16 protein-coding genes and 1 tRNA gene are annotated in these 14,300 nt (G+C 68.2%); 10 read left to right on the top strand and 7 right to left on the bottom strand.

The window, feature by feature from the left end:
- Positions 1-78: 78 nt before the first annotated feature.
- Positions 79-777 (top strand): glutamine amidotransferase, encoded by a 699-nt coding sequence (locus ACFFJC_RS11755; RefSeq protein ID WP_379487696.1) that lies wholly within the window; start codon positions 79-81, stop codon positions 775-777.
- Positions 778-840: 63 nt separating this feature from the next.
- On the opposite strand, the gene ACFFJC_RS11750 is transcribed toward ACFFJC_RS11755, so the two are convergent.
- The 3 genes from ACFFJC_RS11750 to efp form a co-directional block, all read right to left on the bottom strand.
- Positions 841-924 (bottom strand) — tRNA-Leu (locus ACFFJC_RS11750).
- A 39-nt stretch (positions 925-963) separates the two neighbouring features.
- A complete protein-coding gene (locus ACFFJC_RS11745; RefSeq protein WP_379487695.1) occupies positions 964-1,785 on the bottom strand; it encodes an inositol monophosphatase family protein in 822 nt (273 codons plus the stop codon).
- Between the two features lie 24 nt (positions 1,786-1,809).
- Positions 1,810-2,373: an elongation factor P gene (efp, locus tag ACFFJC_RS11740; protein WP_103095827.1), complete on the bottom strand. Its 564-nt coding sequence runs from the start codon at positions 2,371-2,373 to the stop codon at positions 1,810-1,812.
- Positions 2,374-2,512: 139 nt separating this feature from the next.
- Between efp and ACFFJC_RS11735 the strand changes: the two genes are divergently transcribed.
- From ACFFJC_RS11735 to ACFFJC_RS11720, 4 genes are all read left to right on the top strand, one after another.
- Positions 2,513-2,968: a hypothetical protein gene (locus ACFFJC_RS11735; RefSeq protein WP_379487694.1), complete on the top strand. Its 456-nt coding sequence runs from the start codon at positions 2,513-2,515 to the stop codon at positions 2,966-2,968.
- Positions 2,969-3,045: 77 nt separating this feature from the next.
- Positions 3,046-3,858: an SDR family NAD(P)-dependent oxidoreductase gene (locus ACFFJC_RS11730; RefSeq protein WP_379487693.1), complete on the top strand. Its 813-nt coding sequence runs from the start codon at positions 3,046-3,048 to the stop codon at positions 3,856-3,858.
- A 22-nt stretch (positions 3,859-3,880) separates the two neighbouring features.
- Positions 3,881-4,408: a nuclear transport factor 2 family protein gene (locus ACFFJC_RS11725; protein ID WP_379487692.1), complete on the top strand. Its 528-nt coding sequence runs from the start codon at positions 3,881-3,883 to the stop codon at positions 4,406-4,408.
- A 106-nt stretch (positions 4,409-4,514) separates the two neighbouring features.
- Positions 4,515-5,582: an ABC transporter substrate-binding protein gene (locus ACFFJC_RS11720; protein ID WP_379487691.1), complete on the top strand. Its 1,068-nt coding sequence runs from the start codon at positions 4,515-4,517 to the stop codon at positions 5,580-5,582.
- Between the two features lie 3 nt (positions 5,583-5,585).
- Here ACFFJC_RS11720 and ACFFJC_RS11715 read toward each other — a convergent pair whose 3' ends face one another.
- The gene (locus tag ACFFJC_RS11715) at positions 5,586-6,389 is read right to left on the bottom strand and encodes an SDR family NAD(P)-dependent oxidoreductase (RefSeq protein WP_379487690.1); all 804 of its coding nucleotides are present in this window, start codon (positions 6,387-6,389) and stop codon (positions 5,586-5,588) included.
- 202 nt (positions 6,390-6,591) lie between these two features.
- Between ACFFJC_RS11715 and ACFFJC_RS11710 the strand changes: the two genes are divergently transcribed.
- Positions 6,592-7,377 (top strand): SDR family NAD(P)-dependent oxidoreductase, encoded by a 786-nt coding sequence (locus tag ACFFJC_RS11710; protein ID WP_379487689.1) that lies wholly within the window; start codon positions 6,592-6,594, stop codon positions 7,375-7,377.
- A 6-nt stretch (positions 7,378-7,383) separates the two neighbouring features.
- Here ACFFJC_RS11710 and ACFFJC_RS11705 read toward each other — a convergent pair whose 3' ends face one another.
- The 3 genes from ACFFJC_RS11705 to ACFFJC_RS11695 are packed head-to-tail and all read right to left on the bottom strand — an operon-like array spanning position 7,384 to position 10,461.
- On the bottom strand, positions 7,384-8,637 hold the full coding sequence (locus ACFFJC_RS11705) for an MBL fold metallo-hydrolase (RefSeq protein ID WP_379487688.1): 1,254 nt from the start codon (positions 8,635-8,637) through the stop codon (positions 7,384-7,386).
- Between the two features lies 1 nt (position 8,638).
- A complete protein-coding gene (locus ACFFJC_RS11700) occupies positions 8,639-9,646 on the bottom strand; it encodes a zinc-dependent alcohol dehydrogenase (RefSeq protein ID WP_379487687.1) in 1,008 nt (335 codons plus the stop codon).
- Between the two features lie 11 nt (positions 9,647-9,657).
- The gene (locus tag ACFFJC_RS11695) at positions 9,658-10,461 is read right to left on the bottom strand and encodes an SDR family NAD(P)-dependent oxidoreductase (RefSeq protein WP_379487686.1); all 804 of its coding nucleotides are present in this window, start codon (positions 10,459-10,461) and stop codon (positions 9,658-9,660) included.
- Positions 10,462-10,617: 156 nt separating this feature from the next.
- On the opposite strand from ACFFJC_RS11695, the gene ACFFJC_RS11690 reads away from it, so the two are divergent.
- The 4 genes from ACFFJC_RS11690 to ACFFJC_RS11675 all read left to right on the top strand — a co-directional run bounded on the left by ACFFJC_RS11690 (position 10,618) and on the right by ACFFJC_RS11675 (position 14,223).
- Entirely contained in the window at positions 10,618-11,490 is an 873-nt protein-coding gene (locus tag ACFFJC_RS11690; RefSeq protein WP_379487685.1) for a helix-turn-helix transcriptional regulator, read from the top strand.
- A 173-nt stretch (positions 11,491-11,663) separates the two neighbouring features.
- Complete coding sequence (locus ACFFJC_RS11685; RefSeq protein ID WP_379487684.1) at positions 11,664-12,845, top strand: sulfotransferase family protein; 1,182 nt, start codon at positions 11,664-11,666, stop codon at positions 12,843-12,845.
- A gap of 20 nt (positions 12,846-12,865) precedes the next feature.
- Positions 12,866-13,342: a VOC family protein gene (locus ACFFJC_RS11680; RefSeq protein WP_379487683.1), complete on the top strand. Its 477-nt coding sequence runs from the start codon at positions 12,866-12,868 to the stop codon at positions 13,340-13,342.
- Positions 13,343-13,533: 191 nt separating this feature from the next.
- Positions 13,534-14,223, top strand: coding sequence for a hypothetical protein (locus tag ACFFJC_RS11675; RefSeq protein WP_379487682.1), 690 nt, complete (start codon positions 13,534-13,536; stop codon positions 14,221-14,223).
- Positions 14,224-14,300: the final 77 nt, after the last annotated feature.

Genomic DNA, 14,300 nt, shown 5'->3' with positions numbered 1-14,300 from the left:
TCACCGCTTATCCCCGAGGGCGGCATCGCACGATGGTGCGATGCCGCCCGTTAATAGTGATCGTGCCAGACTGCTCCCGTGAAGACCGCCCTCATCATCCGCCACGTCCCGCACGAAGGTGTCGCCGGCTATCGCCAGCCCATCGAGGACGCCGGCTACGCCGTCAGCCGGATCGACGTCGCCGATCCGCAGTTCGCCTCGCTCGACTTGCGCGAGCCGGACCTGCTCATCATGATGGGCGGCCCGATGGGCGTCTACGAGCAGGATCGGCATCCCTGGATCGCCTGCCAGCTGCGCCGCCTGGCGCTGCGGCTGGAGGCGGACCGGCCGACGCTGGGCGTCTGCTTCGGGGCGCAGATGATGGCCTCGGCGCTCGGCGCGAGGGTGTACCCCGGGCCGGCCAAGGAAGTCGGGTTCCATCCGGTGGAGATCCATGCGCAGGCCGCCGCAGGCCCCCTGCGGCACGTTGCCGGCGTCCCGGTGCTGCACTGGCACGGCGACACCTTCACGCGGCCCGAAGGGGTGGAGCTGCTGGCTTCCACGGCGCTGTACGCACACCAGGCGTTCCGGCGCGGCCGCAACCTGCTGGCGCTCCAGTTCCACGCCGAGATGGGCGAGGATCCGCGCTTCGAGGAGTGGATGGAGCAGTGGCCCGAGGCCGTGGTCGAGGCGGGCCGCTGCCCCCAGGCGCTGCGACGCGCGCACGAGACGCTGGGCCCCGCCGCCGTCGCCGCCGGCCGGGCGATGATCGCCGAATGGCTGGAGGGCCTCGCCTAGCCTCGACCTCGCACCGGTCGCTCAACCGCGAAGACTCGGCTCGGCATCGGCAATAGGAAGGAATGGTGCCCCTGGCCCGACTCGAACGGGCACGCCTTGCGACAAACGATTTTGAGTCGTTCGCGTCTACCATTCCGCCACAGGGGCACGGCGGACGGCTTAGCGGGGCCGCCCTTCCCGCTCAAGTCAGTCCTTGAGAGCGCCCGCGATGATCTTGTGGAGACGCGAGTGCAGCACGTCGTTGCCGGCGAGCACTTCGGTGTCGCAGTAAGGCTGCGAGCGGCCCTTCCAATCGGTCACGAAGCCGCCGGCCTCGCGCACGAGCAGGCAACCCGCGGCAGTGTCCCAGGGCTTGAGGTCGGCTTCCCAAAAGCCCTCGTAGCGCCCCGAAGCGACCCAGGCGAGATCGAGGGCGGCGGAACCGAAGCGGCGGATACCGGCGACCTGCGGCGCGAGCGCGTGATAGATCCGCGTCCACTTACCGGGATCGCCATGGCCCGCGAAGGGGATGCCGGTGGCGATCAGGCTCTCGTCGAGATGGCGGCGCGAGGACACGCGCAGGCGGCGGTCGTGCAGCCAGGCGCCCCGCGCCTTCTCGGCCCAGTAGCTCTCGTCCGTGATCGGGTTGTAGATCAGCCCGGCGGTGACCTCGCCCCAGCCGCGACCGTCGAGGCGCGGCTCCTGCACCGCGATCGAGATCGCGAAGTGCGGGATGCCGTGGAGGAAGTTGGTGGTGCCGTCGAGCGGATCGACGATGAAGCGCGGCTTCGTCGGGTCGCCCTCGATCTCGCCGGCTTCCTCGAACAGGTAGCCCCAGTCCGGCCGCGCAGCGCGCAGCTCGTCCCAGATGGTACGCTCGGAAGCCTGGTCTGCCTTCGAGACGAAGTCCGCCGGACCCTTGCGGCTGACCTGGAGGTGTTCGATTTCGCCGAAGTCGCGGCGCAGGCGGTTACCTGCCTTGCGCGCGGCCTTCTCGATGACGCGGATGAGACCGGAAATGGCGGCCATGACCTTACTCTGCTCCCGTTGCCGTCAATCGGCCTTCTTCACGTACGTCTTCTCGTAGACGTCGACGATGATGCGCGTCCCGCTCTCGATGTGCGGCGGCACCATCACGCGCACGCCGTTGTCGAGCACGGCGGGCTTGTAGCTGGACGAGGCGGTCTGCCCCTTCACCACCGCATCGGCCTCGACGATGGTGGCTTCGACCTGCTCGGGCAGCTGCACCGAGATCGGGCGCTCTTCCCACATCTCGAGGAGGACCTGCATGCCGTCCTGCAGGAAGGCGGCGGCATCGCCCAGGAGGTCGGCCGGCAGCGTGATCTGCTCGTAGGTCTCGATGTCCATGAACACCAGGTCGTCGCCCTCGGCGTAGAGGAACTGGAAGTCCTTGGTGTCCAGCCGCACGCGCTCGACGGTGTCGGCGCTGCGGAAGCGCACGTTGGTCTTGCGGCCGTCGATCAGGTTCTTCATCTCGACCTGCATGAAGGCGCCGCCCTTGCCGGGCTGGGTGTGCTGCGTCTTGGCGACCTTCCAGATGCCCTTCTCGTATTCAAGGATGTTGCCGGGACGGATATCGACGCCGCTGATCTTCATGGTTTTGGCCTTCAGGATGGGAAAGAGCTGGTACGGGGCCACTCCCGCCTTGTGGCCGGGCGACGCTCCGAGAGCATGCGCCCTTAGACGAGGCGGCGGGGCATGGCAATTGCTTCGCGCGGATGCTAGCGCAAGGGGCATGACCCGCGCCGTCCTCCCCCCGCTCGCGCCCCGTCCCCCGCTCGCGCCCCGCCCCCCGCTCGCGCCCTGCCCCTCGCCGCGCCTGGCTTCGATGCCCCTCGTCCTGGGCGTGCTGCTCGCCGCATCGCCGGCGATCGCGGCCGAGGCAGCGCCGGTCCCGGGAGGGGCGATCTCCACGCTCCCGCTCGGTACCTATACGTGCGAGATGCCCGGCGACGCCTCCGGTCCCGCGGGCAAGCCGGTGCCCGATCACGAGTTCCGCGTCGTCAACGCCTCCAGCTACAAGGTGGGCAGCGTGCGAGGCAGCTATCTGTTCGTCGGAGACCGGGTGACGATGACCGGCGGCAAGCTGAAGGGCCTTGCCCTGCACCGCGTCTCCGAAGGCTTCCTGCGCGAACTCAGGCCCGATGGCACCGACGGAGAGATGCGCTGCGTGCGCACCGGCCGGCGTTGAGCTTGCGCTGATCGCCCCGGCGGCTTGCCCCCGCGGGGCGGCCGTCCTAGCCCCCGGAAAGGAACGGGGGAGCACGCATGGATCTCCAGCTCAAGGGCAAGGTCGCGATCGTGACCGGGGCGGCCGCCAACATCGGCCGCGCCGTGGCGCTCGACCTCGCGGCGGAAGGCGCCGCGCTGGTCCTCGTCGGGCGCGACGAGGCCGCCGGCGTGCGGCTGGCGGCCGAGTGCCGGGAGCGCGGTGCGGCAGAGGCCCTGTTCGTTGCCGCCGATCTGATCGACCCGGCTTCGCCCGGACGCATCCTCGCGGCCGCCGGCCCGCTCGGCCCCGTGGACGTGCTGGTCAACAACGTCGGCGGCAACGTCGACCAGGGGCTGTTCGTCGATTCCGACCCGGCCCGGTGGATGGCCGACATCGACCTGAACTTCGGTACCGTGCTGCGCATGACGCACAAGGTGCTGCCCGGCATGATCGAGCGGAAAGCCGGCGCGATCGTCAACGTCGGCTCCACGGCCGCGCTGGTGGGCGACTACATGCTGCCGGTCTACTCCGCCGCGAAGGGCGCGGTGCACAGCTTCACCGTGGTGCTGGCGAAGGAAGTCGGCAGCCACGGCATCCGCGTCAACGCCGTCGCGCCTTACGCGACGATACCCACCGATCCGGCAAGCCTCAGCTCGGGCAGCCGCTTCCATCCGGAGACCGGCCTGTTCTCCAAGGGCGGGGCGAGCGTCAGCGAAGAAGATCGCGCGCTGCGCCAGCGCCGCACTTTCGTGGGCAAGCCCTTCGCCTCGCCCGAAGAGATCGCCGGCATGGTCACCTTCCTCGCCTCCGCGCGTGCCAGCTTCATCACCGGGCAGGTCTACCCCGTCGATGGCGGGACGCTGCTGTAGCGCGGGACACCGGGAGAAACGCATGACCATCGACCAGACCGCCCTCGCCACGCTGCTCGACAAGGAGGCGATCCGCGAACTCGTCCTGCTCTACTCGCGCGCGATCGACCGGCAGGACATCGAACTGCTGCGCGACCTCTACACCCCCGACGCCACCGACACGCACGGGGACAGCTTCGACGGCCCTGCGGCGGACTACTGCGACTTCATCGCGCGCGCGTTCCCGCACATGCCCTACTCCGGCCACCACGTCTGCAACCACCTGGTCGCGGTGGACGGGGACGAGGCGAGCGGCGAGGTCTATGCGCTGGCCTACCACCTCATCCCCGCGCCCGACGGCGGCCGGGAGGAGGACTTCATGGCGGTGCGCTACATCGACAACTATCGCCGCTGTGAGGACGGACGCTGGCGCTTTGCCAAGAGGGTCGTGACCTACGATTTCAAGCTGCGGAGGCCATTCGACGGGGGCGGCCTTCTCGGCCAGGGCCCGCGCGACCCCAGCTATGCCCTCTGCCCGCAACCGCTGTTCCAGAGAGGTCCGCGCGGCTGACCCGATTTAGGCGGCGCCCGGCGCAGCCTTTTTGCGGCTGGCTCATTGCTACGCCCGAAGGACTGCACGGCGGCGATCTTGCCGGCCGGGCTCCCGGGAGGACACGATGCCTGCAAGCGTGAAAGTCGGCGTGCTGAACGATATGGCCGACTTTTCCGAGCCGGACGTCACAGGAGCGGTGCCAGGCGACATCACGGGGTGGATCGAGCGGGAGATCGGCCGCCTGCGCGACGCGGGCCGCCTTTCCGCGGAGATCGAGATCGTCCACGCCTACGGACTGGGCCTCCCTTCCGGAACCGCCGAGGCGGTGGAGAACGCTTACCGCCAGCTGGCCGGCGAGGGAGTCTGCCTGATCGTCGGGCCGGCCATCGGCGACAACGCGCTGGTGGCGACTCCGCTGGCGGAACAGATGCGCATCCCCACCATCAACTGGGCCGGCGCGGAGCGTGCACGCGGGCGCTACATGTTCCAACACCAGGTGGGCAGCCACGAGGACGAATCGCTGGTCATGGCGCGCCATCTCGCCGCCCTGGGCTGCCGCCGCGTCGCGGTGGCATACGACACCTCGCCCATCGGCACGCGCCATCTCAAGTACCTCGAAGACGAAGCTCGCATCCTGGGGCTCGCGGTGATCGCACGCGAAGGCCTCCTGCCGGTGGCCGACGAGGCGGGCGAGGCCGCGACCGCGCTGCTGGAGGCTGAGCCGGACGGCATCGCCTACCTCGGCCTGGGCGTCTCGGCGCCTGCGGTGGCACGCGGGCTTGCGGACGCGGGCTGGTACGGGCCCAGCATCATGAACACGGCAGGCCTGCGCGGATACCATGGCGACTTCGCCCGCATCTGCGAGGGCTGGTTCTACATCGACGTGCATTCTGACGACAACGCCACCTTGCGCGCCCTGCTGGAGGAGATGGAAGCACCCCGCCAGCAAGCCGCGGCGATCGCCAAGGGGCACGACCTCGGCAGGCTCGTCGCCGAGGGGCTCGCCCGGGCGGGGGACTTCAGCCGCGAAGGCGTGCGCCTCGGCCTGGAACAGGTGAAGTGGCTCGCTGCGGCCGAGGGCCACGAAGGCACGATGCTGGGCTTCGGCATCCAGGATCGCGGCGCGCTCCACGGCCGCTACCTGGTGGTCCGCCAGTGGCTGGGCGGCGAATCGCGCGAAGTCGCCGCCTGAGCCTTACATCGACGGCGCGTAGCCGCCGTTGAGCGGGTAGGTCTGCCCCGTGATCCACTCCGCCGCGCCCGAGCACAGGAAGGTGACCAGCGCCGCGACATCGGCCGACTTCCCGTAGCGCCGGATGGTGTAGCGCGCCATCTGCGCCTTGGCATGGTCGCTCTGCATGACCTCGGCCAGCTGCTCCTCGGCCATGTCCGGCATCAGCGAGGACAGCGAGACCGCGTTGCAGGTGACGTTGAAGCGGCCGAGCTCCTTGGCGATCGAGCGCACGAAGCCCTGCGCCCCCGCCTTGGCGGAGGCGTAGACCGCCAGCTTCGGCTCCCCGACGCGGCCGGAATCCGACACGATGGTGACGATGCGCCCCTGCTTCGCCGCGACCATGTTGGGGATGAAGGCGAAGCAGGCATTGTAGACGCCGTAGAGGTTGGTGCGCAGGTAGCGGTCCCAGTTTGCCGGGTCCTCCTCCCAGAAGTTCTGCATCGGCCGCAGCGACCCGCCCGGGCCGGCCATGCCGGCGTTGTTCACCAGGATCGTCGCGGCACCCAGCGTCTCGCGGATGGCCTCCTCCGCCGCCCGGATCGCATCGAGATCCCCCACGTCGAACGGGACGGCGAGCGCGGGTACGCCCAGCTTACGGACCTCCTCGGCCACCGCCTCCGCCCGCTCGGGGACGAAGTCGTTCACGGCGATCCCGCCGGGGTTGTGCCGCGCGAGTTCGAGCGCGATGCCGCGGCCGGCGTTCTGCCCGCCACCGGTGACCACCGCCACCTGACCGCCCAGGTCGAGAAGATCGTGCGTGCCCATTCCATCCGCTCCCACAAAGTTCGATTGCCTGATTAGATAGTATATACTACCTAGAGACTCGAGTCCGACTGCACGGTCATCACCCGGGATCACCGGCGCGATGCACCCGCCCGACCACCATGAGGATGGCCGGACGCGGTTGAAAGGCGGACCCGGCGATATCGTGCCGACGCTGGCGCGAACCGCCTCGGAGGGAGGACGCATGCTGCAGGAATTCGACCTTTCGGGCCGCGTGGCCCTGGTCACGGGGGGCGGCACCGGCATCGGTCGCGCCATCGCGCTGTTGCTGGCCAAACGCGGCGCTAACGTGGCCTTGGCAGGCCGCAAACGCGCTCCGCTCGACGGTGTCGTGGCAGAAGTCGAAGCGCTCGGCCGACGCGGGCTGGCGCTCGAGGCGGACGTGCGCGAACTCGCGCGGGCGCAGGCCATGGTGGAATCGGCCGCGACGCATTTCGGCAGGCTGGACATCCTGGTCAACAACGCCGGCGGCGCCCATGGCCACGTGGGCCTCGCGAAGATGGATCCGGCCAAATGGGACCGCGACCTGCAGCTGAACCTCAGCGCGGCGATGTACGCCTCGCAGGCCGCCTTCCCGCACCTGCGCCGGCACCGCGGCAGCATCGTCAACGTCTCCTCGGTCGCCGGCATGCACGGGACCCAGGGTGTCGCCGCCTATTCGGCCGCCAAGGCCGGGCTGCAGATGCTCACCCGCGTCGCCGCGGCGGAATGGGGCCCGGCAGGCGTGCGGGTCAACGCCGTGGCGCCCGGCATGACCGCGACCGAGAAGGCGCGCGCCGGCTGGGAGAAGACCGGCTTCGACGCCGACAGCGCCGCGCACGTGTTCCCGCTCGGCCGCTACGGCTTGCCCGAAGAGGTCGCGCAAGTGGTCGCCTTCCTGGTCAGCGACGCAGCAAGCTACGTCACCGGCGAGGCCATCGCGGTCGCAGGAGGGCCGGTCCTGGGCGGCATGGTGAAGGTGGACGACTGAGTCGCACTACCCCGCGCCGTCCAGCTTCGCGTCCATGGCGGCGATCTCGGCGCGCAGCCACATCGTCTCGGACAGGTTCTTGCCCCCGCTCGACGCCAGCAGTGCTTCGTGCGCCGCCTTGCGGACCTCGATCGCCGCCCTGGAGTCGGGCTCGGCATGGAGAGCGATGTCGGTGAGGTGGACCGCTTCCAGCGGCGCACCGGCGTCCAGCTTCGTTCGCGCCCGGTCGGCCAGCACCGCCGCCCCGCCTGCGAGCTCGACAAGATCGGCATCCACGCTCGTGCGCGGCACGCCGTAGAGCGCCGTGGTGCCGTCCTCGTAGTGGAGCCAGCCGGCATATTCGCGCCAGATCGACTTCACCGCCCAGCTCGCCTTGCCGTGGAACTCGCCGATCTCCAGCCCCTCGGGCCAGGCGAACTCGCGCATCAGGGTGTGGACGTCGCGCCCGGCGTTCATCCCCTCCAGCGTGTAGTCGCGAACGTGCGAGACGGCGGCGTGGAGCTTGTCGAGATCGGCGCGGATGCGCTCCTTGCCAAAGATCGCGTCGCCATGGCCGGTGACGACGATCTCCGCCCCCAGGTCGCGCACCGTCTCCAGCGAGCGCAGGTAGTTGCGCACCAGCCGCGGCTTGTCGCCGCGCAGCGTGTTGAGGAACGGCATCGAGAGCCACACCGGGCCGAAGACGTTGCCGGTGAAGGCGATCTTCTCGCGCGGCATCCAGACGGTGAGATTGTCCACCGTCTCCCCCTCCGGGGTAGAGATGAGCTCGAAGGTACGGTCCCCCAGTTCGATCGTCAGGCGGCGGTCGACGAGGATGTCGGGCACCACATGCGGCGGCGCCTTGGGCGTGGAGCCGCGCCGCAAGGTCGAGCCCCAGAGCTTGCCGCTGCGCGGTCCGAAGAACGGCTGCAGCCGCGTCATGTCGGCCAGCGCCTCGTTGAAGCCGGGCCCGCCGACGACCTGGGTGCCGTCCTCCAGGAACTCGGGCACGCCGCCATAGTGGTCCGCATGACTCTGCGTGAGGATGATGAAGGCAAGCGGGCCGCTGCGGTGCGGCGCCAGCAGGCGGCGCGTGCGCTCGGCGTGGTCCATGAACCCGGTGTTGATCATCACGTCGCCCGCGGACGTGGTGACCAGGTAGGCGTTCGAGATGTCGTTCGCCTGGAACACTAAGTCGGTGATCCGGACCGCCTCGGTCTGCTCGTCGCCGGCGCGCACCAGCCCGGCCAGCTTCGGTCCGGCGTCTTGGGTTTCGCTCATGTCAGGCCTCCTCGAAGTCGATCATTACCTTGGACGACTGCGGCGTTGCAGCGATCTCCAGCCCCTTTATGACGTCGCGAAAGCGCAGCTTGTGGCTGATCATCGCCGCGATCTTGTCCTTGAGGCGCGGCATCGCGGCGATCACCTCGGGCATCTCGGTGGGATAGCCGACCGCCGTGGTGATGGTCATCTCGCTCGTCAGCATGCGGCCGACCGGGAACTCCAGCGGCTTCATGTAGGCCGCGGTGATGACCAGCCGCGCGTGCAGCTTGGCCATCATGATGACGTCGGTGAGGATGTTCGGCGCGCCCGCGGCGTCGATGTAGGCGTCGGTGCCCACGCCGACGCGGCCGTAGCTCGGCACCTCGCCGTGGAGCCGCGCCAGCTCCGCACGCAAGTCCACCTCCGCCGGGTTGAGCGCGGCCTGCACGCCGAGCGCACGCGCCCGCTGCAGCCGTTCCTCCGAAAGGTCGAGCGCGACCACATCCGTGATCCCGCGGTCGATCAGCCAGAGCAGCATGCCAAGGCCGATGGGACCGCAGCCGAAGACAACGACCTTGTCGCCCGGCTTCACCTCCGCCCGGTTCACGCCGTGCATGGCGACGGCGAGCGGCTCGCACATGGCGGCGACGTCCCACGAAATACCTTCCGGGATCGGCAGGATCGATTCGCCCAGCCGCGCCTCGCGCACCAGCAGCTCCTGGGTGAAGGCCCCCTCCGGCCCGCCGGAGCCGATGTTGCCGGGCGTCATCATCGGATTGACGATCACCGCGTCGCCCACGGCGATCCCGGTCACCTGCGGTCCCACTTCCATGACCTCGCCGGCGCCCTCGTGGCCGAGCGCGGTCTCCACCCCCGGCGGAATGCCGCCCATCTTGATGTACGACAGGTCCGAGCCGCAGATGCCCACCGCCTTCATCCGCACGACGACATCGCCCGGCCCGGTCTGCGGTCGCTCGTAAGGGTCGACCCGGACATCGCCGGCGCCATGAATCTTGAGCAGTTCCATCGCTTCTCTCCTCAGGGCCGGACCATGTAGCCGCCGTCGATCGTGATCGTCTCGCCGGTCATGAAGCTGCTGGCGTCCGAGCACAGGTACGCACCGATGCCTTCGAAGTCCGCGGGGAAGCCGGTTCGCTTCATCGGGATCGTCGGTGCGAAGTGCGCCGCCACCGCATCGGCGCGGGCGCCCTCGCCCATCATCGGGGTGATGACCAGTCCGGGCGCGACCACGTTGGCCCGGATGCCCAGCGGCGCCAGCTCGATGGCGAGGCAGCGGATCGCCGCTGCCACCGCCGCCTTGGACGCGGCGTACTCCATCTTGCCCGGCAGGCCCTGGAACAGCGACAGCGAGCCGCAGGCGACCAGGCTGCCACCGGTCGCGTCGCCGCCGTCCACCCGCGCCTTCATCAGCCGCGCCCCTTCGCGCAGGGTGAAGAAGGCGCCGTGGAGCGCGGTCTTCTGGAAATCGTACCAGTGCTCGGTCGGCATCTCGAACACGGAGTTGTAGCGCGGTGAGGCGCCCGAGTTGGCGAAGACGCAGTCGACCCGCCCGAAATCGGCCATCACCGCCTCGTACCCGGCGACGATGTTCGCTTCCTCCGATACGTCGACCTGGTAGGCGAGCACCCGGCCGGCGCCCGCTGCTTCCAGTTCGGCCTTCGCCTTGGCGCTCTTCTCGGCATTGCGGGCCCAGATCGCGAGGTCGCCGCCCATCTTCGCGACACCCATCGCGAAGCCGAAGCCGATCCCGCCGTTGCCACCGGTGACGACCGTCACCTTGCCCGTGCAGTCGAACAGGCCCCCGGACACATTCACGGCCATTCCAGTCTCCCTCGATCCCAGCAGCGCCTTCGCCCGGCGCTTTACGTGGCCGCGATGTTCCGCACCGGGTCCTTGTCCCGCAAGCGCGCGGCGCATAGAGTTCGGGCCTTAAGATGGCGTCCGGGACAGATAGCGCCTCGTCGTTCGGAGAGAAGGATGCCCCAGGTTGACGACCATCGCCCCAGCATGCGCCTCGACGCGGAGCTGGAAGCCGACGGCGTGCTCGCACAGATCGTCCGCTTCGACATTCCCGAGCCGACCGATACGCGCCACGCCATCGGGGCCGGCTATCACGTCAACATGTGCCTGACGCCGCGCCCCCTGCAATCCCGCGGCGGATATCGGCAGCGCTGGGGCCCGCACCGGCTGGAGCGGCTGGGCGACGTCTTCGTGATCCCGCCGGGCGAGGAGCTCTACATCAAGGGCGGCAGCGGACGGCAGGCCTCGCTGATCTGCACGATCGACGCCGCGCTGATCGACGAGGTGGTGGGCCGCCCGCTGGAGTGGGACGACCCGCACCTCGCCGCCGCGCTCGACGTGTCCAGCGCGCAGATGCGGGCGCTGCTGTTCCGCATCACCGCCGAGGTGCGGCACCCGGGACTTGCCGCACAGCGGATGCTCGGCTTCCTGGGCGGCGAGCTGGCGATCGAGCTCGGCCGGCACTGCCTGGAGGTGGCGGAGCGGCCGGTCACCGGCGGCCTTTCCGGGTGGCGCCTGCGGCTGATCGACGAACGGCTCGCGGACGACCTGACCGCCCCGAGCCTTGAGGACCTGGCCAAGCTCTGCGCGCTTTCCGTCCGCCAGCTCACCCGAGGCTTTCGCGTCAGCCGCGCCTGCTCCATTGGCGACTATATCGAGCAGCGGCGCATGGAAGCGGCCAAGCGGCTGCTGATGGAGGGGCAGAGCGTCAAGGCGATCGCCTTCGCCATGGGCTTCGCGTCGCCCTCAAGCTTCACCTTCGCGTTCCGGCGCGCCGTGGGGGCGAGCCCCAGCACGTTCCGCCAGCGGCAGGGGCGCGTCCTCGCCTGAGGCCGCCCCGCCACGACGTCGGGCCGCCCGGGGCCGCCCGGTCGGGTCTTGGCCCGAACTCCACGTAAGGGCCCGATCTGGCGCGCCGCCTGCATTGCCAATCCCCTCACCCGGCCGATTATCTGTGCCCATGGACGGCCGCTCAAGCGGCGCGAAGGGAAGAGGATCGAAGCATGACCACCGAGACCGTCGCCGAAGGACTCGTTGCCGATGCGCTCGTTGAGCAGGCGATGCGGGAAACGGGCATCGACGCCTTCGACAACGACACATGGCGCGAGGGGCTCGACGCCTTCACCGGTTCCTTCAACGAAGGCATTGCCAAGGGCTGGATGAGCGAAGGGGGGATCGCCCGCGCTCGGAACGACACGCTCCACTACCTGCGCGGCCGGCTCAAGGTGTCGCAATACCTGCGCGACAACCCCGAGTTGCTGGATCGCCCGGTGGAGCGGCCGGTCTTCGTCATGGGCGTGCCGCGCACCGGCACCACGCTGATGTCGAACCTGCTCGCCGCCGACCCCGCGCGCCGCTCGCCGCTCACCTGGGAGATCGACGACCCGGTGCCGCCGGTCGCCGCGCCGTCGCTGCTCACCACCGACCCGCGCGCGGTGGAACGCCTGGCGCAGGAGAAGGCGATGCTCGAGGCGAACCCCGCCATGGGCAAGTACTACCGCGGCTCGGCGGTCTATCCCAACGAGTGCGTGTTCTTCATGGCGCACGACTTCAAGACGCTGATGATCGAATCCAAGGGCAAGCTGCCGGCCTACAAGGACTTCATCTTCTCCTGCGACATGACCAGCGCCTACGAGTACCACAAGAAGTTCCTGCAGGTGCTGCAGCATCACGCGGGCGGCGTCTGGAACGTCAAGAAGCCCAGCCACGCGCTCTGGCTCGAGACGATCTTCCAGGTCTATCCCGATGCGCGTGTTATCTGGACCCACCGCGATCCGTTCACCGCCACCGGCTCTCTCTGCTCGATCATCTCGCTCAGCCACATGGCGCACATGGGGCGGATCGACACCGAGTGGCTCAAGGAGGACTACCCCTGGCAGGCTGCCGAGCACGCCAACCGCATCATGGACTTCCGTGACCGCTTCGGCGAGGACAAGATCATCGACGTCCACTACGCCGACCTCGTCGACGATCCGGTGGCGGCCACGAAGAAGGTCTACGCGCAGCTTGGCGACGAGTGGACCGCCGAGGCCGAAGCCGGCGTGCAGGCCTGGGTGGACGACAATCCGCAGGACAAGTTCGGCCGCCACGAATACAAGCTGGCGCAGTACGGCCTCACCAAGTCGGAGCTGGAGCCGCTCTTCGAGCGCTACCTGTCGCGCTACGACGTCGCACGCGAGGGCTGACGCGAACGGGGGAGAGATCCATGCTCGAAGGCATGCACTACCAGAACGCCTACGTCTGCGACGATCTCGAGGCGGGCATCGACCTGTTCCGCGGCCGCGGGCTCAGCAGGGAGCCGGTCATCATCCCGGTCGACCAGACGGTGCTGACGCCCTCCGGCCCCCGGCGCCAGAAGGGCCGGATCTGCTTCATCTGGATCGGCGAGCTGCAGTACGAGTTGATCGAGAACGAGATCGACGAGGTCGGCCTCTACGCCAACTGCCTTTTCAACGGCGGCCCCCTGCGGTTCCACCACATCTGCTTCCGCGTGCCGGACTGGGAGGACTTCCGCACGCGGGTGGATGCGCAGGCCTTCCCCATCGCCATGGAGCGCGACCTGGCCGGGGAGCCGGACGGCGCGCTCAAGTTCCTCTACCTCGATGCGCGCGGGGTCTTCGGGCACTACATCGAGTACACCTGGATGCCCGAGCCGATGTGGCAGCACATAAGGGCGATGTGAGTGCAATCACTGAAATACTAGGCATAAGCCCCTATAAAAGAATGTTTTCGACGATATCTTCCACCAACTTTATGAGCCGTCTCACGTCCACCCGGGGCACAGCCTGTTACACCAGGCCTTCATTCATGAAATATATGGCGTTCATTGTTGTTTCATAGCTAAGTATCGTCCGACTCCGGGGGGAATCGGTCATGAGCGCCATCTTTTACATCGGGCTGATTTGCCTCATTGCCTCAATCGTGGGGGGCGGCTTAACGGCCGCTGGGATAGTTATTCCCCCAATCGGATCGCCACACCGTCAAATTGCGCTTGGTGTTCTTGGTTTAGCCCTGATGGTCATCGGTTTTCCGCCCACGGGGTCGACCGGGATCCGTTCCGAGAACTCTAGCAAACAGCCGAACGATGAACGTGATCTTGTAATTGCATCTCAAACCGCCGAGCCGGACATGCCCGTAACAACTCACGGCCCAGATGCCCCGGAGGCGTCGCGGTCCGCGGCAACCAGCATACGGATCGTTCCACATCCCGACACGGTAGCCGCGACGGAGTTCGAGGGGTATGATGGCAGGTTCGCACCTGTATCGTACGAGATTGATGCTGAGGGAAGCAGCGTGACCTTCGCGACAGTAGACTCGGAGTTCAGACAGACGAACGGCGAGTTGTTGTTCCCGCCCACATTGAAGGGACGGATCCTCGGCGGCTCATTTACTGTCCAACCGGGATCCCCCTATGTTCATCGCGACAACATCGCGGTCACTGAAGCTTGCAACGCAGTCTCCGCCAGAGGGGAGGACAGATTCAACTTTCAGCATCTCTTTAGAGGTCAAGATGCGAGCAAGAGCCCCGTCGAGGCCGCGGTGATCGTTGACATCAGATGCTGATGCCAAGGTCCGTCTTCATGGCGAGGGCGGCATTCTATCCCGTGCTGTGACTTTCGTGTTGGAACTCAATCGCTCAA

Source organism: Novosphingobium soli (genome assembly GCF_042432915.1).
In the GTDB taxonomy this organism is placed as follows: Bacteria; Pseudomonadota; Alphaproteobacteria; order Sphingomonadales; family Sphingomonadaceae; genus Novosphingobium; species Novosphingobium soli.
Note: the sequence above shows the minus strand (reverse complement) of the source record. Positions and strands in the feature narration are given on the sequence as shown.

Excerpts from the sequence above, each read along its gene's own strand:
- ACFFJC_RS11710 (WP_379487689.1), top strand. The coding sequence starts at position 6,592 with ATGCTGCAGGAATTCGACCTTTCGGGCCGCGTGGCCCTGGTCACGGGG.
- ACFFJC_RS11695 (WP_379487686.1), bottom strand. The coding sequence starts at position 10,461 with ATGGCCGTGAATGTGTCCGGGGGCCTGTTCGACTGCACGGGCAAGGTG.
- ACFFJC_RS11720 (WP_379487691.1), top strand. The coding sequence starts at position 4,515 with ATGCCTGCAAGCGTGAAAGTCGGCGTGCTGAACGATATGGCCGACTTT.
- efp (WP_103095827.1), bottom strand. The coding sequence starts at position 2,373 with ATGAAGATCAGCGGCGTCGATATCCGTCCCGGCAACATCCTTGAATAC.
- ACFFJC_RS11745 (WP_379487695.1), bottom strand. The coding sequence starts at position 1,785 with ATGGCCGCCATTTCCGGTCTCATCCGCGTCATCGAGAAGGCCGCGCGC.
- ACFFJC_RS11725 (WP_379487692.1), top strand. The coding sequence starts at position 3,881 with ATGACCATCGACCAGACCGCCCTCGCCACGCTGCTCGACAAGGAGGCG.
- ACFFJC_RS11705 (WP_379487688.1), bottom strand. The coding sequence starts at position 8,637 with ATGAGCGAAACCCAAGACGCCGGACCGAAGCTGGCCGGGCTGGTGCGC.
- ACFFJC_RS11735 (WP_379487694.1), top strand. The coding sequence starts at position 2,513 with ATGACCCGCGCCGTCCTCCCCCCGCTCGCGCCCCGTCCCCCGCTCGCG.
- ACFFJC_RS11700 (WP_379487687.1), bottom strand. The coding sequence starts at position 9,646 with ATGGAACTGCTCAAGATTCATGGCGCCGGCGATGTCCGGGTCGACCCT.
- ACFFJC_RS11685 (WP_379487684.1), top strand. The coding sequence starts at position 11,664 with ATGACCACCGAGACCGTCGCCGAAGGACTCGTTGCCGATGCGCTCGTT.
- ACFFJC_RS11680 (WP_379487683.1), top strand. The coding sequence starts at position 12,866 with ATGCTCGAAGGCATGCACTACCAGAACGCCTACGTCTGCGACGATCTC.
- ACFFJC_RS11675 (WP_379487682.1), top strand. The coding sequence starts at position 13,534 with ATGAGCGCCATCTTTTACATCGGGCTGATTTGCCTCATTGCCTCAATC.
- ACFFJC_RS11730 (WP_379487693.1), top strand. The coding sequence starts at position 3,046 with ATGGATCTCCAGCTCAAGGGCAAGGTCGCGATCGTGACCGGGGCGGCC.
- ACFFJC_RS11690 (WP_379487685.1), top strand. The coding sequence starts at position 10,618 with ATGCCCCAGGTTGACGACCATCGCCCCAGCATGCGCCTCGACGCGGAG.
- ACFFJC_RS11715 (WP_379487690.1), bottom strand. The coding sequence starts at position 6,389 with ATGGGCACGCACGATCTTCTCGACCTGGGCGGTCAGGTGGCGGTGGTC.